22 protein-coding genes are annotated in these 21348 nt (G+C 71.4%); 11 read left to right on the top strand and 11 right to left on the bottom strand.

Annotation, left to right across the window (positions count from 1 at the left end; all coding sequences use genetic code 11):
* Nucleotides 1-70: 70 nt before the first annotated feature.
* Nucleotides 71-1108 (top strand): NUDIX domain-containing protein, encoded by a 1038-nt coding sequence (locus tag AC068D_RS26350; protein ID WP_478825533.1) that lies wholly within the window; start codon nt 71-73, stop codon nt 1106-1108.
* Between the two features lie 65 nt (nt 1109-1173).
* Here the strand turns inward: AC068D_RS26350 and AC068D_RS26345 are convergent, their stop codons facing one another.
* Complete coding sequence (locus AC068D_RS26345; RefSeq protein WP_478825532.1) at nt 1174-1872, bottom strand: MBL fold metallo-hydrolase; 699 nt, start codon at nt 1870-1872, stop codon at nt 1174-1176.
* Nucleotides 1873-1982: 110 nt separating this feature from the next.
* Nucleotides 1983-3347: a M20/M25/M40 family metallo-hydrolase gene (locus AC068D_RS26340; RefSeq protein ID WP_478825531.1), complete on the bottom strand. Its 1365-nt coding sequence runs from the start codon at nt 3345-3347 to the stop codon at nt 1983-1985.
* Nucleotides 3348-3496: 149 nt separating this feature from the next.
* Here AC068D_RS26340 and AC068D_RS26335 point away from each other — a divergent pair, with 149 nt between their 5' ends.
* A complete protein-coding gene (locus AC068D_RS26335; protein WP_478825530.1) occupies nt 3497-4801 on the top strand; it encodes a geranylgeranyl reductase family protein in 1305 nt (434 codons plus the stop codon).
* On the opposite strand, the gene AC068D_RS26330 is transcribed toward AC068D_RS26335, so the two are convergent.
* Nucleotides 4791-5243 (bottom strand): nitroreductase/quinone reductase family protein, encoded by a 453-nt coding sequence (locus AC068D_RS26330; RefSeq protein WP_478825529.1) that lies wholly within the window; start codon nt 5241-5243, stop codon nt 4791-4793. The genes AC068D_RS26335 and AC068D_RS26330 overlap by 11 nt on opposite strands.
* A gap of 142 nt (nt 5244-5385) precedes the next feature.
* Between AC068D_RS26330 and AC068D_RS26325 the strand changes: the two genes are divergently transcribed.
* From AC068D_RS26325 to AC068D_RS26315, 3 genes are all read left to right on the top strand, one after another.
* Entirely contained in the window at nt 5386-6129 is a 744-nt protein-coding gene (locus AC068D_RS26325; protein ID WP_478825528.1) for a TetR/AcrR family transcriptional regulator, read from the top strand.
* Nucleotides 6130-6240: 111 nt separating this feature from the next.
* On the top strand, nt 6241-7449 hold the full coding sequence (locus AC068D_RS26320; protein WP_478825527.1) for a sensor histidine kinase: 1209 nt from the start codon (nt 6241-6243) through the stop codon (nt 7447-7449).
* The gene (locus tag AC068D_RS26315) at nt 7446-8111 is read left to right on the top strand and encodes a response regulator transcription factor (protein ID WP_478825526.1); all 666 of its coding nucleotides are present in this window, start codon (nt 7446-7448) and stop codon (nt 8109-8111) included. The genes AC068D_RS26320 and AC068D_RS26315 overlap by 4 nt, the downstream gene beginning before the upstream one ends.
* On the opposite strand, the gene AC068D_RS26310 is transcribed toward AC068D_RS26315, so the two are convergent.
* Nucleotides 8072-8356, bottom strand: a complete 285-nt coding sequence (locus tag AC068D_RS26310; protein ID WP_478825525.1) for a DUF6332 family protein — start codon at nt 8354-8356, stop codon at nt 8072-8074. The genes AC068D_RS26315 and AC068D_RS26310 overlap by 40 nt on opposite strands.
* 84 nt (nt 8357-8440) lie before the next feature.
* On the bottom strand, nt 8441-9928 hold the full coding sequence (locus AC068D_RS26305; RefSeq protein WP_478825524.1) for an MFS transporter: 1488 nt from the start codon (nt 9926-9928) through the stop codon (nt 8441-8443).
* Nucleotides 9929-10013: 85 nt separating this feature from the next.
* Here AC068D_RS26305 and AC068D_RS26300 point away from each other — a divergent pair, with 85 nt between their 5' ends.
* Nucleotides 10014-10418: a MarR family winged helix-turn-helix transcriptional regulator gene (locus tag AC068D_RS26300; RefSeq protein ID WP_478825523.1), complete on the top strand. Its 405-nt coding sequence runs from the start codon at nt 10014-10016 to the stop codon at nt 10416-10418.
* A gap of 29 nt (nt 10419-10447) precedes the next feature.
* Here the strand turns inward: AC068D_RS26300 and AC068D_RS26295 are convergent, their stop codons facing one another.
* From AC068D_RS26295 to AC068D_RS26285, 3 genes are all read right to left on the bottom strand, one after another.
* Nucleotides 10448-11188, bottom strand: a complete 741-nt coding sequence (locus AC068D_RS26295) for a maleylpyruvate isomerase family mycothiol-dependent enzyme (protein WP_478825522.1) — start codon at nt 11186-11188, stop codon at nt 10448-10450.
* A gap of 21 nt (nt 11189-11209) precedes the next feature.
* Entirely contained in the window at nt 11210-11563 is a 354-nt protein-coding gene (locus AC068D_RS26290; protein WP_478825521.1) for an SCO4225 family membrane protein, read from the bottom strand.
* 89 nt (nt 11564-11652) lie between these two features.
* On the bottom strand, nt 11653-12894 hold the full coding sequence (locus tag AC068D_RS26285) for an MFS transporter (RefSeq protein ID WP_478825520.1): 1242 nt from the start codon (nt 12892-12894) through the stop codon (nt 11653-11655).
* Nucleotides 12895-13073: 179 nt separating this feature from the next.
* Between AC068D_RS26285 and AC068D_RS26280 the strand changes: the two genes are divergently transcribed.
* Entirely contained in the window at nt 13074-14300 is a 1227-nt protein-coding gene (locus tag AC068D_RS26280) for an ROK family protein (RefSeq protein ID WP_478825519.1), read from the top strand.
* A gap of 78 nt (nt 14301-14378) precedes the next feature.
* On the opposite strand, the gene pip is transcribed toward AC068D_RS26280, so the two are convergent.
* Entirely contained in the window at nt 14379-15338 is a 960-nt protein-coding gene (gene pip / locus AC068D_RS26275) for a prolyl aminopeptidase (protein WP_478825518.1), read from the bottom strand.
* A 149-nt stretch (nt 15339-15487) separates the two neighbouring features.
* On the opposite strand from pip, the gene AC068D_RS26270 reads away from it, so the two are divergent.
* Complete coding sequence (locus AC068D_RS26270; protein ID WP_478825517.1) at nt 15488-16270, top strand: SAM-dependent methyltransferase; 783 nt, start codon at nt 15488-15490, stop codon at nt 16268-16270.
* Nucleotides 16271-16285: 15 nt separating this feature from the next.
* Here AC068D_RS26270 and AC068D_RS26265 read toward each other — a convergent pair whose 3' ends face one another.
* Nucleotides 16286-16867 carry a DUF4865 family protein gene (locus tag AC068D_RS26265; RefSeq protein WP_478825516.1) on the bottom strand — a complete coding sequence of 194 codons (582 nt, stop codon included), beginning with the start codon at nt 16865-16867 and terminating at the stop codon, nt 16286-16288.
* A gap of 21 nt (nt 16868-16888) precedes the next feature.
* A complete protein-coding gene (locus AC068D_RS26260) occupies nt 16889-17485 on the bottom strand; it encodes a TetR/AcrR family transcriptional regulator (RefSeq protein ID WP_478825515.1) in 597 nt (198 codons plus the stop codon).
* 198 nt (nt 17486-17683) lie between these two features.
* Here AC068D_RS26260 and AC068D_RS26255 point away from each other — a divergent pair, with 198 nt between their 5' ends.
* Genes AC068D_RS26255 through AC068D_RS26245 form a run of 3 tightly spaced genes read left to right on the top strand, consistent with a single transcriptional unit; the run spans nt 17684 to nt 21314 of the window.
* Complete coding sequence (locus AC068D_RS26255; protein WP_478825514.1) at nt 17684-17953, top strand: SHOCT domain-containing protein; 270 nt, start codon at nt 17684-17686, stop codon at nt 17951-17953.
* The gene (locus AC068D_RS26250) at nt 17950-18747 is read left to right on the top strand and encodes an ABC transporter ATP-binding protein (protein ID WP_478825513.1); all 798 of its coding nucleotides are present in this window, start codon (nt 17950-17952) and stop codon (nt 18745-18747) included. Before AC068D_RS26255 ends, AC068D_RS26250 begins: the two co-directional genes overlap by 4 nt.
* Nucleotides 18744-21314 carry an ABC transporter permease gene (locus tag AC068D_RS26245; RefSeq protein ID WP_478825512.1) on the top strand — a complete coding sequence of 857 codons (2571 nt, stop codon included), beginning with the start codon at nt 18744-18746 and terminating at the stop codon, nt 21312-21314. The genes AC068D_RS26250 and AC068D_RS26245 overlap by 4 nt, the downstream gene beginning before the upstream one ends.
* The last annotated feature ends 34 nt before the right edge of the window (nt 21315-21348 follow it).

Here is a 21348-nt window from a genome sequence, read left to right as displayed (position 1 = left end):
GGCCGTGACGCGCGTTTCCGTGGCAGGGTGTTGCGGGCAGTCCACTGGGGGCTACGGAAGAGGGGGAACCGTGATCGTCTGGATCAACGGTGCGTTCAGCGCGGGCAAGACCTCCACCGCTCGCGAACTGATCGATCTGATCCCGAACAGCACCTTGTACGACCCCGAGGTGATCGGCGGGGCGCTGCGGTATCTCCTGCCGCAGAAGCGGCTCGACGAAGTGACCGACTATCAGGACCTGCCGATCTGGCGCCGACTGGTCGTGGACGCCGCGTCCGCGATGCTGGCCGAGGTCGGCGGGGGTGTCCTCGTCGTGCCGATGACGCTGTTGCGGCAGGAGTACCGCGATGAGATCTTCGGCGGCCTCGCCGCGCGTCGTATTCCGGTGTGCCATGTCCTGCTCGCCCCGGAGGAAACGATCCTGCGGGTACGGATCTCCCAACGCGACGAGCCGGACATCCCCGACGCCGAGCAGCGCGTACGGCAATGGGCCTACGACCACATCGAGCCCTACCGCAACGCCCTCGGCTGGCTCACCGCCGATGCCCATGTCGTGGACACCTCGTATCTGACGCCCCGCGAGGCCGCCGAGTCCGTCGCCGAAGCGATACGCACCGGATCCGCCGGATTCTGCGACATCGTGCAGACACCCGAACCCACTGCCGAAACCCTCGCCGCCGGAGTCCTCCTTTTCGACGACGACGACCGGGTGCTGCTCGTCGATCCCACCTACAAGCCGGGCTGGGAGTTCCCCGGCGGGGTGGTGGAGCAGGGGGAGGCACCGGCCCGCGCGGGGATGCGCGAGGTCGCCGAGGAGACAGGCATCCGACTCGACGCCGTACCGCGGCTGCTGGTCGTCGACTGGGAGCCGCCCCGGCCGCCCGGCTTCGGGGGGCTCAGGATGCTCTTCGACGGGGGCCGGCTCAGCGGTGAGGAGGCCGAGCGGGTGATGCTCCCCGGCGAGGAGCTGCGGGGCTGGCGGTTCGCATCCGAGGAGGAGGCCGCGGGGATGCTGCCGCCGGCCCGCTACGAGCGGCTCCGCTGGGCCCTGCGGGCCCGCGAGCGAGGAACCGTCCTCAATCTGGAAGCCGGTGTTCCCGTCGGATGAACGACTGAAGCGGCACCCGGGCAGCCCTGTCGGCCGCCGACGGGCACGGTCCGGCCCCGGGCGGCTCATCCCCCTTCGCGCGGGAGCCCGGCCGCCGTTCTCAGCGCCGCCGCCGCGTCGAGGGTCACCGGGTCGCCGTGCCCGAAGCACAGCGTGGACGGCGCGAGTCCGGCCAGCCGCCGGAGTGACGCCCCGGCCCGCTCCCGGTCCACGTTGAACACTCCCAGCACGACCTGGTCCGCACCGGCGACCGCGTCCCCTGTGAACAGCACACCGTGGCGCGGCAGATGAACCGCGATCGAGCCATCGGTGTGGCCCGGGACGTGCACCACCCGAGCCCCTCCGCCGAACCCCAGCTCCTCGCCGTCCGTCACCTCCCGGTCCACCCGGGTCGGCGGGGCCACCGGCACGGTGAGGCCGTGCTCGTACAGCGGGATCTCCCAGTCGAGCAGCACGGGCTCCGGCACCGGCGCCTCGCCCCTGATCACCGGCGCGTCCAGCGCATGTGCGAGCACCTTCGCGCCACAGCGGTCCGCGAGTTCCCCGGCCGCGCCGACATGGTCACGGTGGCAGTGGGTGAGGACGATCCGCCGTATCGCAGCCGGATCGCCACCGACCCTCCTGACCGCCTTTTCGATGCCGGCGGCCGCGTGCGCATGCCCCGCGTCGATGAGCGTGAACTCCCCGTCGTCCCGCCACAGATACGCCTGGCCGATCGGGAAACGCAGCATGTGCAGCCGAGGGAGTACTTCCACAACGTCCATGCGGTGAACGTACGCCGCAGCGTACGTTCACCGGGCCGGACTGCGCTCTCCGCGGACTTCGCTGTCCGCGTAGCCGTCGGTGAAGCCCGCAACCAGCGGCTGAGCCGCGGCTAACCCCGCTTCGAGTGCGCGTAGTTCACCAGGAAGTGCGCCTCCGCCACCGACAGCCGTTCCAGCTCCTGCGGCGACACGCTCTCGTTCACCGCGTGGATCTGTGCCTCCGGCTCGCTCAGGCCGATCAGCAGGATCTCCGCATCCGGATAGAGGGCGGCGAGCGTGTTGCACAGCGGAATCGACCCGCCCATGCCGGACGTCTGCATCTCCTCGCCGGGGTACGCGATCCGCATCGCCTCGGCCATCGACGTGTACGCCGGGCTGTTCACGTCCGCGCGGAACGCCTGGCCCTGCCCGACCTGCTCCAGGCTCACCCGGGCGTTCCAGGGGGTGTGCTTCTCGATGTGCGCGAACAGCAGCTTCGTCGCCTCGGCCGCGTCCTGGCCGGGCGGCACGCGCAGGCTGATCTGCGCGCGGGCACTCGCGGGGACGGACGGCGTAGCGCCCGCCACCGGCGGGCAGTCGATACCGATGACGGTGACGGCCGGGCGCGCCCAGATCCGGTCGGCGACCGTGCCGTTGCCGATCAGACCCACCCCGTCCAGGACCTTCGCGTCCTTGCGGAAGTCGCCCTCCGGGTACTGCAGGCCGTCCCAGGCCGCATCGGCGTCGAGCCCGTCGACGACGGTCGAGCCGTCCTCGGCGCGCAGCGAGTCCAGGACCCGGATCAGGGCCGCCAGGGCGTCGGGAGCGGCCCCGCCGAACTGCCCCGAGTGCAGATTCCCCTCCAGGGTGTCGATCCGGACGCGCACCATCGTCATACCGCGCAGCGTCGCCGTCACGGTCGGCAGCCCCACCCGGAAATTCCCCGTGTCGCCGATCACGATCGCGTCCGCGCGCAACAGCTCCGGGTGCGCCTCGGCGTACCGCTCGAGACCGCCCGTGCCCTGCTCCTCGGAGCCCTCGACGATCACCTTGACGGAGACCGGTATGCCGCCGTTCGCCTTCAGGGCACGCAGGGCGAGCAGGTGCATGATGAAGCCGCCCTTGCAGTCCGCGGCCCCGCGCCCGTACCAGCGGCCGTCGCGCTCGGTGAGCTCGAACGGAGGGGTCACCCATGCCGACTCGTCCAGCATCGGCTGTACGTCGTAGTGCGCGTACAGAAGCACGGTCGGCGCACCCTCCGGGCCCGGCAGCAGGCCGTACACGGACTGGGAACCGTCAGGGGTGTCGAGCAGTTCCACGTCCTGGAAGCCCTCGTCGCGCAGTGCATCGGCCACCCACATGGCGGCCCCCTCGCACTCGCTCCTCGGTGCCACTGCCGGGTCCGCCACCGAACGGAACGCCACCAGCTCCGTGAGCTCCGCCTTGGCGCGGGGCATCAGGGTCGCGACGGTCTCGGCGATCGGATTCGCGGTCATGGGCACGCTCCTTGTGGGTGCGACGTTGTCTTCAATGTGTGTACAGCGAAGGTAGGTCCGATCCTCCCACAGCGGAGGGTGGCGGGCCGCGCCTTTAGGATGCCGTCGAGAGCTTGGGCCATGGGTCGGATCGGGAGCAGAAGCACATCGTGAGCAGCGAGAACGCAGATGCCGTCAGCGGACAGGGCGAGCCGGTGTGGGATGTCGTCGTGGTCGGCGCCGGGCCGGCGGGAGCGTCGGCCGCGTACGCGGCGGCGGTCGCCGGACGCAGGGTGCTCCTCCTGGAGAAGGCCGAGCTGCCCCGCTACAAGACCTGCGGCGGAGGGATCATCGGGCCTTCCCGGGACGCCCTGCCGCCCGGCTTCGAGCTGCCGCTCCAGGACCGGGTGCACGCCGTCACGTTCTCGCTGAACGGCAAGGTGGCCAGGACCCGCCGCTCGCGCCGGATGCTCTTCGGGCTCGTCAACCGCCCCGAGTTCGACGCCGGTTTGGTCGAGCAGGCGCAGAGGGCCGGCGCGGAACTGCGCACCGGGGTGACGGTCTCCCGGGTCGAGCAGCACGGTCCCGCCGTGCCGGACCGCCGTACGGTCGCCGTCTTCCTCGCCGACGGAGAGACGGTGCTCGCACGTGCCGTCGTCGGTGCGGACGGCAGTGCCAGCCGGATAGGGGCCCATGTCGGCGTCAAGCTCGACCAGGTGGATCTCGGTCTCGAGGCCGAGATCCCGGTGCCGTCGACGGTGGCGGAGGACTGGGCGGGGCGGGTGCTCATCGACTGGGGCCCGATGCCGGGAAGTTATGGCTGGGTGTTCCCCAAGGGCGATGTGCTCACCGTCGGAGTGATCTCGGCGCGTGGCGAAGGCGCGGCCACCAAGCGTTATCTGGAGGACTTCATCGCGCGGCTGGGGCTGTCCGGTTTCGAGCCGGCCGTCTCGTCCGGGCATCTGACGCGGTGCAGGGCGGACGACTCGCCGCTGTCGCGTGGCCGGGTGCTGGTGTGCGGGGACGCGGCCGGGCTGCTGGAGCCGTGGACGCGCGAGGGCATCTCGTTCGCGCTGCGCTCCGGGCGCCTCGCGGGGGAGTGGGCGGTACGGATCGCGGAGGCCAACGACGCCGTGGATGCCCGGCGCCAGGCGCTGAACTACACCTTTGCCATCAAGGCGGGACTGGGTGTGGAGATGGCGGTCGGCCGACGGATGGTGACGGTCTTCGAACGGCGTCCAGGGCTCTTCCACGCCGTCATCACTGGATTCCGGCCCGCCTGGAAGGCGTTCACGGACATCACCCGTGGGTCGACCTCGCTGGCGGGAATCGTGCGCTCGCGGCCGATGGTCCGGCGCGCGCTGGAGGCGCTCGACCGGGTACGGCCGGTGGACGGCGCCCCCGCGGACCGTGCGGGCGCCGATGCCGGAACGGGTTCCGGTGCGGAGTCCGACGGAGCCTCCGTCAGTTCGTGACGGTGATCCGGAACACCGGGTGATCAGGGGCGGCCGCCAGGATCTCCGCATCGGAGGACTTGGCGGTGACGCCCTGGAAGTACTGGTTCACCTCCCAGCCCCAGCGCTCGAGATAGCCGCGGAGGACGGGGAGCTTCTCCTCGTCCGCGATCTCGACGGCGGTGAAGGTGTGCACGTTGCGCCCTACGCGCAGCTCGCCGCTGCCCGCGACGCGCATGTTGCGCACCCACTGCGAGTGGCCGCGGGCCGAGATCAGGTACCGCACCCCGTGCCGGTTGAACGGATTGACGGGGATGCGCTGCATGGCACCACTCTTGCGGCCGCGCACGGAGAGCTCGGCCGAGCCGAGCAGGCTGATGCCGCGGCGGGCGAGCCAGGCGACGACCGCGTTCGTCCGGCGGTCGAACGAGCTGACCCCGCTGTAGTGGGGCGTCGATGGCATGGCGAGCTCCCTGGCTGGATCGGTGGTCCATGTGGAGAGCAGTGCTCTCGTCCGGGTTCAGTGTGCGTCAGATCATTGATCCAGAGCAAGAGCAGTGCTCTCGATATTGGTCGATGCTCCGAAATCTGACACACTTCCCTGCATGAGCAGCACGCGCCGAGCCGGCAGCATCGTGCGAGGAGCCAGGGAGCGGGCCCGAAGCGAGATCACCGTCGCCATCAAGGACGAGGCGCGCAGACAACTCGCGGCCGACGGCGCCGCCAAGCTCTCCCTGCGGGCCGTGGCCCGTGAGCTGGGCATGGTGTCCTCGGCCGTCTACCGGTACTTCCCCAGCCGCGACGACCTGCTCACCGTGCTGATCGTCGATGCGTACGATGCCGTCGGCGCCGCGGCCGAGCAGGCTCTCGCCGAGTCCGGCGACGCTGCCGGGGGCCCGCTCGGCCCCGTGTCCCGCTGGACCGCAGTCTGCACGGCCGTCCGCGTCTGGGCACTGGCCCACCCGCATGAGTACGCCCTGATCTACGGCTCGCCCGTTCCCGGATACGCCGCCCCGCAGACCACGGTCGCGCCCGCGTCCCGCGTCGGCCTCGCTCTCGTCTCCGTCGCCCGCGATGCGCACCGTGGTCCCGGCGTCGCCCCGCCCCCGCTTGCCGCCGAGCTCCGCTCCGAGGCCGAGCGGCTGGCCGCCGATGTCGCCCCCGACCTGCCACCGGCCCTGGTCATCGCACTGGTGGCGGCCTGGTCCGAGGTGTTCGGGCTGATCTCGTTCGAAATCTTCGGCCAGTTCACCCGGGTCGTGGAGGACCGGGACGCGTTCTTCACGCACTCCGTCTCCCGGCTCGCCCGCGACGTCGGTCTCGTACCGCCGCCTTCCGCCGGAGGTTAGGGCCCGGGCCGGAGGGGGAGGGAGGGGGCGCGCCGTACTGCACAGGGAGTACGCGTGATCACCGCGCCGGGCTGACGCCCGCCCGGAGCGCCCCGGTCTAGCGTGGCCGGTATGGATGAGGAGCAACGCGGCCGCCACCACCACGGTGGCCCGCCCTGGATGCGTGCGTACTGGTGGGACGGCACCCGGCTGCCCTGGCGGTCGACCCTCGTACTCGCCGTCTTCGTGCTGGTGGGCTCCGGCTTCGCGTCCCGGAACCAGCCGGACAGGGAACCGCTCGACGCACTGGCCGGTGCACTGCTGCTGGCCGGCCCGGCACTGCTGCTGCTGCGCCGCAAGTACCCGGTGCCCGTGGTCTTCGGGGTCTCGGCGATCGCCCTCGTCTTCCTCGCCGCGGGCTATCCGTACGGGCCGGTCCTCGTCACCGTGGCCATCGGGGTGTTCTCGGCCGTCGTCACCGGTCACCGGCGCGCGGCGTGGGGCGCCGTGGGCATGCTCTGGGCGGGTCATCTCCTGGTCGGGCACTGGCTCCACCGCTATCTGCCCCCGGCCGGGGACCCGGCGTCGCAGTGGGGGCAGGAACTCGTCTTCGGCGTGTTCGTCGTCGCCGTCCTGGCCCTCGCCGAGCTGGCGCGTGTGCGCGGGGAGCAATGGGCCGCCCAGCGTGCCGAGCTGGCCGCGGCCGAGAAACGCCGAACGGACGAGGAGCGGCTCCGCATCGCCCGCGAACTCCACGACGTCCTCGCCCACTCCATCTCCGTCATCAATGTGCAGGCAGGTGTCGGCCTTGCCCTGCTCGATTCCCACCCGGAGCAGGCCCGCACGGCACTCACCACCATCAAGGCGGCCAGCAAGGAGGCACTGGGGGAGGTGCGGCAGGTCCTGGACACACTCCGGACCCCCGGTGACGCGCCGCGCGCGCCGGCTCCCGGGCTCGACCGGCTCGGCGAGCTCGTCGAGCAGGCCGCGGGAACCGGGCTCACGGTGGAGGTCGACATCGAGGGCCGGAAGGCGGATCTCCCGCCCGGCGCCGATCTCGCCGCCTTCCGGATCGTGCAGGAGGCGCTGACCAACGTGGTGCGCCACTCCGGGTCCCGCACCGCCCGGGTGCGGATCGCCTACGCGACCCGGCGCCTCGATCTCTTTGTGGACGACGACGGGCCCGCCACCGGCACGCACGAGGGAGGCAGTGGCCGCGGTCTCGTGGGGATGCGGGAACGGGCCGCCGCGCTCGGTGGCAGCATCGAGGCGGACACCCGCCCCGACGGTGGCTTCCGGGTGCACGCCCGACTGCCGATCGAGCCGAAGGAGACACCGTGATCCGGGTACTGCTGGCCGATGACCAGTTGCTGGTGAGGGCCGGATTCCGTGCGTTGCTGGACGCTCAGCCGGACATCGAGGTCGCCGGGGAGGCCGCGGACGGTGAGGAGGCCGTGCGCCGGGTTGCCGAACTCAGGCCCGATGTCGTTCTGATGGACATCCGGATGCCGCTCCTCGACGGCCTTGCCGCCACGCGCAGGATCACCGGGAACGAGTCGCTCGTCGGTGTGAAGGTCGTCATGCTGACCACCTTCGAGCTGGACGAGTACGTCTTCGAGGCGATCCGCGCCGGAGCCTCCGGGTTCCTGGTGAAGGACACCGAGCCGGAGGAGCTGGTACGGGCGGTGAGGGCGGTGGTGGAGGGCGACGCATTGCTGTCGCCCGGTGTCACGCGCCGCCTCATCGCCGAATTCGCCGCCCGGTCCAAGGCGCCGGCCGGGGACGAGCACCTTGCCGAACTCACCGAGAGGGAGCGGGAGGTGATGGCTCTCGTCGGGATCGGACTCACCAACGAGGAGATCGCACGCCGTCTCGTGGTCAGTCCTTTGACGGCGAAGACGCACGTCAGCCGGACGATGGTGAAACTGGGCGCGCGGGACCGGGCCCAACTGGTTGTCCTGGCCTATGAGTCCGGGCTGGTCCGCCCTGGCTGGCTCGGCTGATCACTGCCGGCAGGAGCACGGGGAAATCGCCACAGCACATGCACGATCCGTGCCACGAACACGAGTGACGCCGCCCCGGCGCCGGCAATCGAGAGGAACTGCCCTGCTGTCCTGGGAAGTTGGAAGAGCAGTGCCGGTCCTGTGATCGCGCCGAAGACCAGTGCTGCGGCGAGGACCGCGCTGAACAGTGCGTATCCGATCTCCACGGTGACCGCGTCCCGTTCGGCCCGTGTACGTGCCCCCATGACAGGCAGTGTCACGCAGCGGCGGCGTGCGGGCAACCCCCGCGCGCCGCCGCCCCCGTGAGCAGCGGTCCTCCGGTCGGTGCCTCAGTCGCGGGCGCCGACGCGTGTGCCGGTCGCGTTCTCCCGCACCGGCGCGGACTTCGAGACCACGACCGTGGGGCCGGAGCGCCGGGTGCGCAGCCCGGTCATGGTGATGAGCAGTCCGGCCAGTGCGATCACGGTGACGACCACCAGGCCGGGACGGAAGCTGTCCAGGACCTGTTGCGGAGTGCCGCCCTCGCCGCCGCCCGCCGTGATCACCGCTGTGACGACGGCCAGGAAGATCGCGCCGCCGACCTGGAACGACGTGTTGAGCAGGCCGGACACCATGCCCTGCTCGTCGTCGTCCACCCCGTTGGTTGCCTGGATGTTGAGGGAGGGGAAGGCCAGGGCGCAGGCCGCGCCGAGCAGCAACATCGAGGGCAGCACGACGGTCGCGTACTGGGGCGTGAGGCTGATCCGCAGGAACAGCGCGTACCCGATCACCAGAAGTGCGAAGCCCGTCGCGATGACCCGTGGGGTGCCGAAGCGGTCGACCACGGCACCGATCTTCGTGGAGGAGAGCGCGACCAGTACGCCCGCCGGCAGGAAGGCGAGCGCCGTCTGCAGCGCCGACCAGCCGAGCAGCGACTGCATGTACTGGGTGACGAGGAACTGGAAGCCGACGTAGGAGCCGAAGAACGCGGCCGCACCCAGATGTGCCCGGATCTGGCTGCCGGAGCGCAGCACGCCGAGCCGGATCAGCGGATGTGCGGAGCGCAGCTCGATCGCCACGAACACGCTGAGCAGCAGGGCGACGGCCAGGAAGGACAGCAGTGTCCGGGCCGAGGTCCAGCCCGCTTCGGGCGCCTGGACGACGGTGAAGACGAGCAGCAGCATCGAGGCCGTGCCGGTGACGGCACCCGGGAGGTCGTAGCCGCGGTGGCCGTTCTCGCGTGCGCTGTGCGGGATCAGCTTCAGCCCGGCGACCAGCGCGACGAGGGCCACGGGGGCCGGCAGCAGCATGGTCCAGCGCCAGCTGAGCTCGGTGAGCAGCCCCGACAGGACGAGGCCCATGGAGAAACCGGTGGCTGCGCAGGTGGTGTAGATGGACAGGGCACGGTTGCGCTGCGGCCCTTCCTTGAAAGTCGTGGTGATGATGGACAGCCCTGCAGGAGCGGTGAACGCGGCGCTCAGTCCCTTGATGAAGCGGCTGGCGATGAGCAGGGGCCCGGAGTCGACGAGCCCGCCGAGCAGGGACGCGAGGGCGAAGACGGCGAGGGCTATGAGGAAGACGCGGCGCCGGCCGAGGAGGTCGGCGGCACGGCCGCCCAGGAGCAGCAGTCCTCCGTAGCCGAGGATGTAGCCGCTGACGATCCACTGCAGGGTCGAAGTGGTCAGGCCCAGGTCGGTGGCGATGGATGGCAGGGCGACGCCGACCATCGAGACATCGAGTGCATCGAGGAACATCGCGGCGCAGAGCACCAGAAGGGTGCCCCACAGTCGTGGCGTCCAACGCTCCTGCGGTGCGGGGACATTGAGCGGAGAGGTCATGCCCGGAACAGTACATGCGCATGCATTGATTGCAAGTGCATTTAATGCGGTTGCAATGAACTTGCTCTTCGGCTAACGTGCGCCCATGGCAGTGAAGAAGTCCGAGCGTGCGCTCGTCGAGGAGTGGCGGGACGTTCTCTCGCTGCATGCCCGCACGATGTGCGAGCTCGACCGCGCGCTGCAGCAGCACGGACTGGGTGCCAGTGACTTCGAGGTCCTGGATGTGCTGGCCGAGAGCAGGACCGATGACGGCAGCTCTTCGTACCGCTTCCAGGACCTCGCTGCGCGTGTGCATCTGAGTCAGAGCGCGCTCTCCCGCCTGGTGGCACGGCTGGAGAAGGACGGGCTGGTCGCTCGGGGCATGTGCAGCGAGGACCGGCGCGGGGTGCGCGTGGCGCTCACCGCCGAGGGACGCGAGCGCCATGCCCGGGCGCTGCCGCTGCAGCGGGCGGTGCTGACGCGGATGCTGTCGGACGATCAGGCGCGCTGACGTCCGGCGCGTGGGCCGTCAGCCCGGTGTCAGGACCAGGTGATGGGGGACTTCTCGCGCCACAGTCGAGCGAGTTCCCTGTCGCCCGCGACCTTCACCGCCGTGTGGGGCAGTCGGTTCCAGAGCGTCAGGTACAGCCGGCCGGCAGGGCCGCTCAGTTCGCAGTCCGCCGGACCCTCTGCGGTGCGTACGACATGCGCCGGGTCGGGGGACAGGTGCACGGTCCAGGTGTCGTCCGTGTCGGTCGCCCTCACCCGGAGCGTTCGCGGACTCTCCGTGCGTACCCGGCTTCTTGTGCGGGTGTGGAATGCGCCCAGCAGTTCGTCGATGCCGTCCGCCGCGAGCCGGGCGGGTACGGTACCCGGCTCGCCCAGAGCCGATTCGGCGTCCACCCGGTGCACGGTGGTCTCGTGAGCCTGCCGCCGTGCCCAGAAGGCGCGGGGCGAAGGTGCGGGCAGGAAGGTCCAGCACTCCAGGTCGTCCGGGGCGTCGGTGAGCGCGGCGGCCAGCAGTTCGTGGCCTTTCCCGAACCAGTCGAGCAGTTCGGCCCCGTCGAGGTCCGGCTCACCCGAGTCCGGGTGGTACGTCGTTCGGCCCTCGGCCACGAACGCCGTCGCCCAGCGGTGCACCATGCCGGTGTGCCGCAGCAGGTCCCGGACCCGCCAGCCGGGGCAGGTCGGTACACCGGCGTCAGGGCCGGCCTTCTCCGCCGCGGCGGCCAGCGACCGCCCCTGCTCGACGAGATGCCGGATCAGCTCCGAGGTCTCCATGCACGCATTGTGCCGGAGACGTCAGCGGGCCGTGCGCCGTGCGGTACCCAACCGGCCGCGCCGCAGCAGCCGTACGAGCAGGCCGAGCAGGAAGGACTGGAACAGCACGGACACGATCAGCGCGGGATAGAAGTACCAGTCCGGGGTGACCGCCGGTCCTCCGACCGCGTCTGCGCCCGTGAGGAGCACGATCATGGTCGGCGCCGCCAGCAGCAGTGCGGGCACCCAGGCGAACGACGCGTCCTCGTGCTGGACGAAGAAGGTGTCGTACAGGGCGATCAGCGTGGCCGCGGCCGCCAGCCCGAGATAGACGAGCGACGCCGGATTGGCGAACGTCGTACGGGCGATGCGGGCCGGACGTCCGGATGTGTTCATGCTGTCCCCCTCGGGTCGATGGCTCCATCGTGCCTCCGCCGCCGCACAGGCGCCTGAGTACGGCTACTCATCGGACGTGGGCCCGAGGATCAAGTGGCCTGAACCGACTGCGCACCCCGGGCGTTACGGGCCGAGTACCCGATCACGGCCGCGGCACCCGCGAGCGCCGCCACCGTCGTCAGGGCCACCGGCAGCGAGAACCAGTCGGAGAGGAAGCCGATCGCGGGCGGTCCGAGCAGCATCCCGCCGTAGCCCAGCGTGGATGCGGCAGCCACACCGGCGGGACCGGCCAGGGCGCCCGCGCGGGCCACCGCCACGGGAAAGATGTTCGCCAGTCCGAGGCCGGTCGCGACGAAGCCGAGCAGGGCGAGCCAGACGGTCGGCGCCAGTGCCGCGAGCAGCATGCCCGCGGCGGCGGTCGTGCCGCCCGTGACCAGTGTGCGGGTCTGGCCGAGCCGCTCGAGCATCGTGGTGCCCGTGAGCCGGCCGACGGTCATCGCCAGGGCGAACAGCGAGTATCCGGCGGCTGCGAGACCCGGATGCGCGTCCAGGTCCTGCTCCAGGTGCAGGGCACCCCAGTCGGCCAGTGCACCCTCTCCGTACGCCGTGCACAGCGCGATCACGCCGAACAGTGCGACCAGCCGGCGGGTGCGCCGGGTGAGCCGGGCGGGTCGGGGCTGCACAGGGGCCGTCGGCGATGCGAACGGGCTGGACGAGGTGCTGCGCAGCAGCAGGGTGCCCGCCATCGCCGTGACCAGCAGACCGATGACCGCGAGTGCGCAGAGGTGTGTGGTGGGGGAGAGGCCCGAGGCGACCAGCCCGCCCAGACCGGCACCGATCATGCCGCCCAGGCTGAAGGCCGCATGGAAGCTCGGCATCACGGGCCGCCGCAGCGCCTCGACCAGGTCCACGGCCGCGCTGTTCATCGCCACGTTGATGCCGCCGTACGCGGCGCCGAACACGAGCAGCACCAGCCCCAGGGCGAGCGTGGAATGCGTCAGCGCGGGCAGCGCGATGCTCAGCGACATGAGGACCCCGGCGATGACGGTGACCGGGCGGCTGCCGAGGCGGCGGCACAGCCGCCCGGTCAGGGTCATCGTCACCACCGCCCCCGCCGACACACCGAGCAGGGCGAGTCCCAGATCGCTCGCCGATGCACCGGTCTGCTGCTTGATGGCGGGAATGCGGACCACCCAGCCGGCGAAGAGGAAGCCGTCGAGGGCGAAGAAGACGGTCAGCGCGGCGCGGAGGCGGGTCAGGGAGTGCGGGACGGGGTCTGCGTCGTGGGGACCCGGAGCAGTCGTCGAGCGGGTTTTGTTTAGTAGCGGCACAAACTCAGGATAGGGGCGGCCCCGCGCCCGGGACAACCGCGCAGTACAGCCCGGGAAAACACCGGAGGCGGACCGCACTCCGGCCGTCACGGGGCCCCGGCCCGGCCACCCGGCATCCGTCACCGGGTTTCGGCCACCGGGCCGCCGTCGTCCTGCGGGATCATGGGAGACTCGCCCCCATGAACGGCAAGGCGACGACCACCCGGAGCAGGCTGGAGAGAGGCCGCAGCGCGCTCGGCCCCGCGCTGGAGCTGGTACACACGGGCCGGGCGCCCACCCGCGCCGTACTCACTGCCGAACTCGGCGTCACTCGTGCCACCGCCGGCGCCGTCGCCGCCGAACTCGAGGCGCTCGGGCTGATCCGCGTCGACTCACGCCCCGGTGCCGCCGCCGGATCCCAGGGTCGTCCCTCGCACCGGCTGTCCGTCGACGACACGGGCCCTGTCGTGCTCGCCGCGCAGGTGCACGCGGACGGGTTCCGGGCCGCCCTCGTCGCACTCGGCGGGACGATCGTCGCGACCGCACCCGGCTGTGTGACGGTGTCCGCCGACCCGGCACAGGTGCTGGGCGAGGTCGTCGAGGCCGGGGCGGCGTTGCTGCAGGCCTCGGGCCGGCGCTGTGTGGGTGCCGGACTCGCCGTCCCGTCGGCCGTGGCCGAACCCGAGGGCACCGCACTCAATCCCCTGCACCTCGCCTGGCCGGCGGGCGCCCCGGTGCGCGACATCTTCGCCGAACGGATCCGCGCGGCGGGCATCGCGGGACCGGCGTTCACGGGCAACGACGTGAATCTCGCCGCCCTAGCCGAGCACCGTCACGGCGCGGGGCGCGGTGCCCGGCATCTGCTGTGCGTCGCCACCGGCCACCGCGGCGTCGGCGGTGCGCTCGTCCTCGACGGCCGCCTCCACACGGGAAGTTCCGGCCTTGCCCTGGAAGTCGGCCATCTCACGGTGAACCCCGAGGGCCGGCCCTGCCACTGCGGCAGCCGCGGCTGCCTCGACGTCGAGGCCGACCCCCTCGCCTTCCTCACCGCCGCCGGACGCGACCCGGGCCCCGAGGTCTCCCTGCTCCAGCAGTCCCGCGACCTGATCCGCACGGAGTACGGCGACCCTTCGGTACGCGCGGCCGCCGAAGAGCTGGTCGACAGGCTCGGCCTCGGCCTCGCGGGCCTCGTCAACATCCTCAACCCGGACCGCATCATCCTCGGTGGCCTCCACCGTGAACTCCTCGACGCCGACCCCGAGCGCATTCGTGCGGTCGTCGCCGACCGCAGCCTCTGGGGCCGGAGCGGCAGCATCCCCATCCTGCCCTGCACCCTCGACCACAACAGCCTGGTGGGGGCGGCCGAGCTGGCCTGGCAGCCGGTGCTGGACGACCCCCTGACCGTGCTGCCGGCCCGCGCGTCCTGACCTGAAGCGGCCGGCGCATCATCACGCGAGGCTGTTCCCTGTCCGCGCGGGAACGACCCGCGCGGCCGTACGGGTCCGTCACCGTCTTCCGAAGCGGCCGATGGCTCGCAGAACATGGTCGCGGGTCGCCGCGCCGCCGAGATGGCCCTCGTTCTCAACGACCTTCAGCTCGGCGCCGGGCCAGGCGCGGGCGAGCTCCCAGGCGGTGTGGAGCGGGCCGCTGATGTCGAGCCTGCCGTGGATCAGCACGCCGGGAATGCCCGCCAGCCGCCACGCATCGCGCAGCAGGGCACCTTCCTCCAGCCACGCTCCGTGCGCGAAGTAGTGCGAACAGATCCGCACCAGGGCCACTTGGGCGGCCGGGGGCCGGTCCCCGTACGGGCTGGAGGCGCCGTTCGTCTCCCCGGACAGCACCGCGTCCTCCCAGGCGCACCAGTCGGCCGTGGCCTTCTCGCGTACCGCGGCATCCGGGTGTTCGGTCAGGCGGGCATAGGCAGCGACGACGTCGCCGTCGTGTGGGGTCCCGGGTGCACCGGCGACGAACCGTTCCCACTGTTCGGGGAAGAACCGGCCTGCGCCCCGGTAGAGCCAGTCGATCTCCGAACGCCGGGTGGTGGTGACGCCGGAGATCACGACCTCGGACACACGCCCAGGGTGCTGCTCGGCATAGGCAAGGATCAGGGTGGAGCCCCACGAGCCGCCGTACAACAGCCAGCTGTCGATGTCCAGGTGCTCTCGCAGCCGCTCCATGTCGGCGATCAGATGGGCGGTGGTGTTGTGCCTCATGCTGGTCGACGGATCGGCGGCATGCGGGGTGCTGCGGCCGCAGCCGCGCTGGTCGAACAGGACGATCCGGAACAGATCCGGGTCGAAGTACCGGCGGGCACGCGGACTGCAGCCGGACCCCGGCCCACCGTGCACGACCAGCGCCGGTTTGCCCCGAGGATTGCCGCAGACCTCCCAGTGCACGAGGTTGCCGTCGCCGACGTCGAGCATCCCTCGCCCGTACGGCTCGATCGGCGGGTACAGCTCTTCCACTCCAGGACCTCCTGATCGCTCGAGGCGCCTCGGTTGCAGCGCGGACACGACGCAGCGACGGCTTCGATGCCCGACCGTCGCCGCGGTCGCCTCGTGCCGTCAACAGAATTCGGATGAGTGCACGAACCTCTTGCCGTACCGTGCGCACCATGTCCGACTCAGAACTTCCGCCGAGGCTCAATCGGCTCACCTTCCACGGACCACTCTCCGAGGCACGTGCCACGCAGCAGGTCGCGCGGCTGACCAGGCACGACCCCGCGTCGGTGCTGGACATCGGGTGCGGCTGGGGCGAGTTGATGCTGAGGCTGCTGGAGGCGGTGCCGCGGGCGAAGGGCGTCGGGCTCGACCTGAACGCCGAGGATCTCGACCGCGGACGGCGCAACGCACAGGCACGCGGGCTCGAAGGACGCGTCGAGTTCATCGAGGAGTCGGCGACCGGGACCATGCGCGGCCCGGCCGATGTCGTGCTGTGCGTGGGAGCCGGGCAGGCGCTGCTGGACGACGGGGAGACGACCAGGGAAGGCGCGCTGTGCACCACGGCCGCAGCGCTCGAGGCCTTGCGACCGCTGGTGACGCCCGGCGGCAGGGTGCTGTTCGGCGAGGGGTTCTGGCAGCGTACGCCCGCACCGGAGGAACTCTCCGCCATGTGGCCCGGGGCCCGTGCGAGCGACCATCTGCCTCTCGCCGCAATCGCGGAGGCGGCCACGGACGCCGGGTTCCGCATCGAATGGACCGAGACGGCGAGCGAGGAGGAGTGGGAGCACTTCGAGTCCGCTTATCTCGCGGGCTTGGAGGAATGGCTCGCCGCCAACTCCGGTCATTCCCTGGCCGCCGAGACCCGGGAGCGGGTGGACCGCCACCGGGCGAGCTGGCTGCGCGGCTACCGCGGAGTGCTCGGGTTCGCCTCCCTCACACTGATCCCGGTCGACTGAGCGCCTGACGATACGTCACCAGTGCCTGCCCCGTGGGAGCTCGGCGCGATGGGGTGCCGAGACATGGAGCACCTGGAAGTGGTCGCCGTCGGTCCGCGGGGGGTCGTCCGCCCAGAGCGTGAAGTGCAGCAGCTCCCAGTGCCGGGGATCGATGGCGACCGCGGCCGCCACCACACCGTCCCGGGCGGCGAGTTCATGATGGGCGGCGAGCGCCCGCTCGACGGTTCCGGTCGGACTTCCGGCACCCTCGACACGGACACGGCTGCGGGTGGCGCTCCGCGGTACCGCCCCGGAGGCCGGTCCCTCCTCGTATGCCAGTCCTGCCCAGTGCTGTACGTCCGGTCGCCCGAAATCGTCCACGATGCCCTGGAACCCGGGTCCCCAGAGGAACGAGTTCATGCCCTCGGGAGCGGACCAGAGATAGAAGGGTGCGTACTGGTTCACCGCTGAGCCGTCGGCGCGTTCACGAACCAGATACGCCTTGAGGCCGAGGCCGGGGAACTCGTCGAGGAGATGCCCCTTCGTCGCGACGCGTCTGCGGATGATGCCCATGTCGTACCCGGCGGGCAGCGTGATCTCGTACTGCATGGCGTGCACCGGAACGAACCTCCTCGTCACTCAGGTGTGTTGGCCCCGGGGCGGTGACGGCGGCGCCAGCAGCGCGAGCAGTCCCCGGACACTCGCGTCGAACACCGCCGTCGACTTCGCGGCACGGGCGAGCACATAGCCGCCCTGCACGGTCGCGGCGATCAGCGCGGCGATCTCGGACGGCACGAGTCCGGCGCCGAACTCGCCGTGCTCCCGCCCTTCCTCGACCACTTCCTCGAGCCGCTCGCGCAGCCGGTCGAGGGTGTCGTCGACCGGCGCGCGCAGTGTGTCGTCGCCGACGACGTCCGGGTCCATCGTCAGCCGGCCGATGGGGCAGCCGCGCAGTACGTCGCGCTCCAGCAGCAGATAGGCCGAGATGCGTTCATAGGCCGAACCCGGACCGCCGAGCTTCGCCTCGGCCCGGGCGTACAGTTCCTCGGCCGTCCGCCGGATCGCCGCGAGCGCCAGATCCTGCTTGCCTGTGAAGTGGTGGTACATGCTGCCCTGGCCCGCGCCGGCCTGCTGCTGGATGGCCTTGGGGCTGGTGCCCACATAGCCGCGCTCCCACAGCAGCTCCCGGGTGGCCTCTATCAGACGCTCCGGAGTACTCATGGCTCCAATGTACATACTAGTAGGTACAGAATCCAGCGGGAGAGGGAGCAGCCGCGAAGGCCCCGAGTACTCCCGGCGTGGTACGCACGGTGCCGCTGGCTGTACGACGACCCGGACGCCCTCGCGGAGCGAGCCTCGGACCTACGAGAAACCACCGCCGAAAAGCCGCCCGACAGCGGCCGGCAGGCAGCCGCTACCGAGGAGCTGACCGAGATGAACACCCTCGCCCATGACGGGCCCGGCCCGTGGATCCTGCTCGTCCCTCTGCTCTGGGCAGCCGTGATCGTCGGGGTCGTCACCCTGCTGCGCCGCACCGTGTGGCGCGGGCACCGCGGCCCGTGGCGGCAGTACGACGACAGGTCGCCGATCACGGTGCTCGGCCGTCGCTTCGCCGCCGGCGAGATCGACGAGGACGAGTACTGGCGACGGCTGTCCGTGCTCGACGAGCAGTTCGGACGCCCCGCCAAGGGGGGACGCGCATGACCACCGCGACCTCGCACACCGTCGCGACCTCCACCGCCGCCCGCGTCGTGGACGCCGTCAAGGTCTACGGCACGGGCGACACGGAGGTGAGGGCCCTGGACGGCGTCAGCGTCGGTTTCCCGGCCGGCCGCTTCACCGCCATCATGGGGCCCTCGGGCTCGGGCAAGTCCACGCTGATGCACTGTGCGGCCGGACTCGACACGCTCACCTCCGGGGCCGCCCTCATCGGCGAGACCGACCTGAGCACGCTGGACGACCGGGCCCTCACCCTGCTGCGGCGGGACCGGATCGGCTTCGTCTTCCAGGCCTTCAACCTCATCCCCACCCTCACCGTCGCCGAGAACATCACGCTCCCCGCCGATCTGGCGGGCGGGCGCACGGATCAACGGTGGCTCGACACCCTCGTCGACATCGTCGGACTGCGCGACCGGCTCCACCACCGGCCCTCCCAGCTCTCGGGCGGCCAGCAGCAGCGTGTCGCCGTCGCCAGGGCCTTCGCGGGCGACCCCGACGTCGTCTTCGCGGACGAGCCGACCGGCAATCTCGACTCGCGATCGGGCGAGGAGGTGCTGCGGCTGCTGGGCGATGCCGTACGCCGCAACGGCCGCACGGTCGTGATGGTCACCCATGACCCGGTTGCCGCCGCCCACGCCGACGAGGTGGTCTTCCTCGCGGACGGCCGGCTCGTCGACCGGATGGACGCCCCGACCGCCGACAAGGTCCTTGACCGGATGAAGGCGTTCGACTCGGCGGGCGGCAAGGACCAGGTCCCTGCCGGGGAGACACCGTCATGAGCACCGTCACCGCCTCCGCCCGGCTCGCCCTCTCCTCCCTGCGGGCCAACGGTCGCCGCTTCGCCGGCACCTTCACCGCTGTACTGCTCGGAGTCGCGTTCCTCGCGGGCACCCTGGTCATGGGCGACACGCTGCGCGCGAGCTTCGACACGATGTTCGGCAACGCGGCGAGCGGCACCGACGCCGTCGTCCGCAGCGCCGACACCATCACCGCGCCCGGAGAGGCCATGGGGTCCCGCGAGCCCGTCGACAGCACGCTGGCCGAGCGGATCGCGCGGATCCCGGGAGTCGCGGCCGCAGTTCCGGACATCCAGGGGGCGGGCCAGCTCATCGGCGGCGACGGCAAGCCGGTCGGCGGCCAGGGCCCGCCCACCCTCGCGGGCAACTGGATCGACGACCCCGAGCTCAATCCGTACCAGCTCGCCGAAGGCCGCGCCCCGGCCGGGTCCGGCGAGATCGTCGTCAACCGTGGTGCCGCCGAGGCCGGCGGCCTGGGCATCGGCGACACCACCGTCCTGCGCACCCCCGACCCCGTCCCGGTGACGGTCGTCGGCCTGGCGACCTTCGGCGGCGAGGACGGCATGGGCCAGGTGACCTACACCGGCCTGACCCGTGCCGACGCCGAGAGGTACCTCACCCCGAAACCGGGCCAGGCATCGAGCATCCTCGTGCGGGCCGGGCACGGCACCGGCCAGCAGGAACTCGTCGACGCGCTCACCCCCGCACTTCCCCGGGGCGTCGAGGCGATCACCGGTCAGGAGTCCGCGCAGGAGAACACCGACATGATCTCCGGTCGGTTCCTGACCTTGTTCACGACCTTCCTGCTCGTGTTCTCCGGTGTCGCGCTGCTCGTCGCGACCTTCTCCATCCACAACACGTTCGCGATCGTCATCGCCCAGCGGACCCGGGAGAACGCGCTGCTGCGCGCCCTGGGAGCGTCCCGGCGCCAGGTCGTGGGATCGACGCTCGCCGAGGCAGCGGCGGTTGCCGTCGCCGCGTCCGCGACCGGCCTCATCGGCGGCATCGCCGTCGCCGCGGGGCTGCAGGCGCTGTTCCCCGCCGTCGGTTTCCCGTTTCCCGACGGCGAACTCGTCGTCAGCGGGCTCTCCATGGCGCTGCCGTCGGCCGTCGGCATCGCCGTCTGCCTCGGCTCGGCGCTGCTGCCCGCCGTACGCGCCGGACGCACCGCACCCCTCGCTGCACTGCGCGAGACGGCCGTCGATCGATCGGGCGGCTCTCGCACCCGCACCGTCGTGGGCGGCGCTCTCGCCGCCCTCGCCGCCGGGACGACCCTGACCGCAGTGCTCGCGATGCCTTCACTGTGGCTCGCGGCAGCCGGAGCGGTGGCGGCCCTCGCGGCGTTCGTCGTCCTCGGGCCCGTGGCCTCGGCCACCGCCGTACGGGTACTCGGATGGCCGCTCGGCCGGCTGCATGGCGTCACCGGGCGGCTTGCCGGGCGCAATGCTCTGCGCAGTCCCGCGCGGACCGCCGCGACCGCGAGCGCGCTGATGATCGGTGTCGCGGTCGTGTCCCTGTTCACGGTCTTCGGGGCATCGCTGAAAGCAACCATGGACCAGACCGTGTCCCGCTCCTTCGCGGGCGATGTGGCGGTCAGCGCCCCGGCGTTCGGTGCGGGCGGCAGCGGGATCAGTCCGCGGCTCGCCCCGGCGCTCGACCGGCAGCCCGAGGTGGCGACCGCCGTCGGCCTGGGCAGAGGCGTCGCCGAGGTCGACGGGCAGGGCCGTTCGCTGACCGTCGCGGACCCGGCGGCAGTGAGCGAGGTGTTCGACCTCGGCAGGGTCGAGGGTTCCCTGGGCTCGCTTGGCACCGGTGGAATCGCCGTGACCCGGGACGAGGCACGGAGCCACGGCTGGCGGCCCGGCAGCACCGCCGAGCTCACCTTCTCCGGCGGTTCGCAGCGGATCTTCACCGTCCGCGCCGTTTACGAGCAGCCGGAGCTCGTCGGGGACTACATGATCACGCGCGAGGCATGGGCCCCGCACCGTACCCAGGACGCCGACACGTTGGTCGCCGTCTCCTTCAAGGACGGGGTGAGCCCCGCCGACGGCAGGGCCGCGGTCGAGAAGACCGCTCAGGCGTACGGCAGTCCCGAGGTGCAGACGCGTGACGAATATGCCGAGTCATCGGCCGCCGGCATCGACATGATGCTCACCCTCGTCTACGCGCTGCTCGCCCTGGCGATGCTCATCGCACTCCTCGGCATCGCCAACACCCTCACCCTCTCGATCCACGAAAGGACCCGCGAACTGGGGCTTTTGCGCTCCGTCGGACAGACCAGGTCCCAGCTGCGCGCCATGGTGCGCTGGGAGTCCGTGCTCGTCGCCGCCTTCGGTACGGCAGGTGGACTGGTGCTCGGCGGATTCCTCGGCTGGGTGCTGGTCAAGGCGTCCGACGGTGCGAGCGGCACGGGTTTCGCCTTCGCCCTCCCGCAGGACCGGCTCGCGCTGGTCGGGCTCGTCGGTCTTGCCGCAGGCGTGCTCGCGGGCCGGCGGCCCGCGAACCGGGCGGCCCGCCTCGACGTACTGCGTGCCGTCGCGACGGAATGAGGGACGGCCACGGCCCGGGGCATCCCGCCGTCCC

The sequence above is a fragment of the Streptomyces sp. NPDC043861 genome (assembly GCF_056435905.1).
Note: the sequence above shows the minus strand (reverse complement) of the source record. Positions and strands in the feature narration are given on the sequence as shown.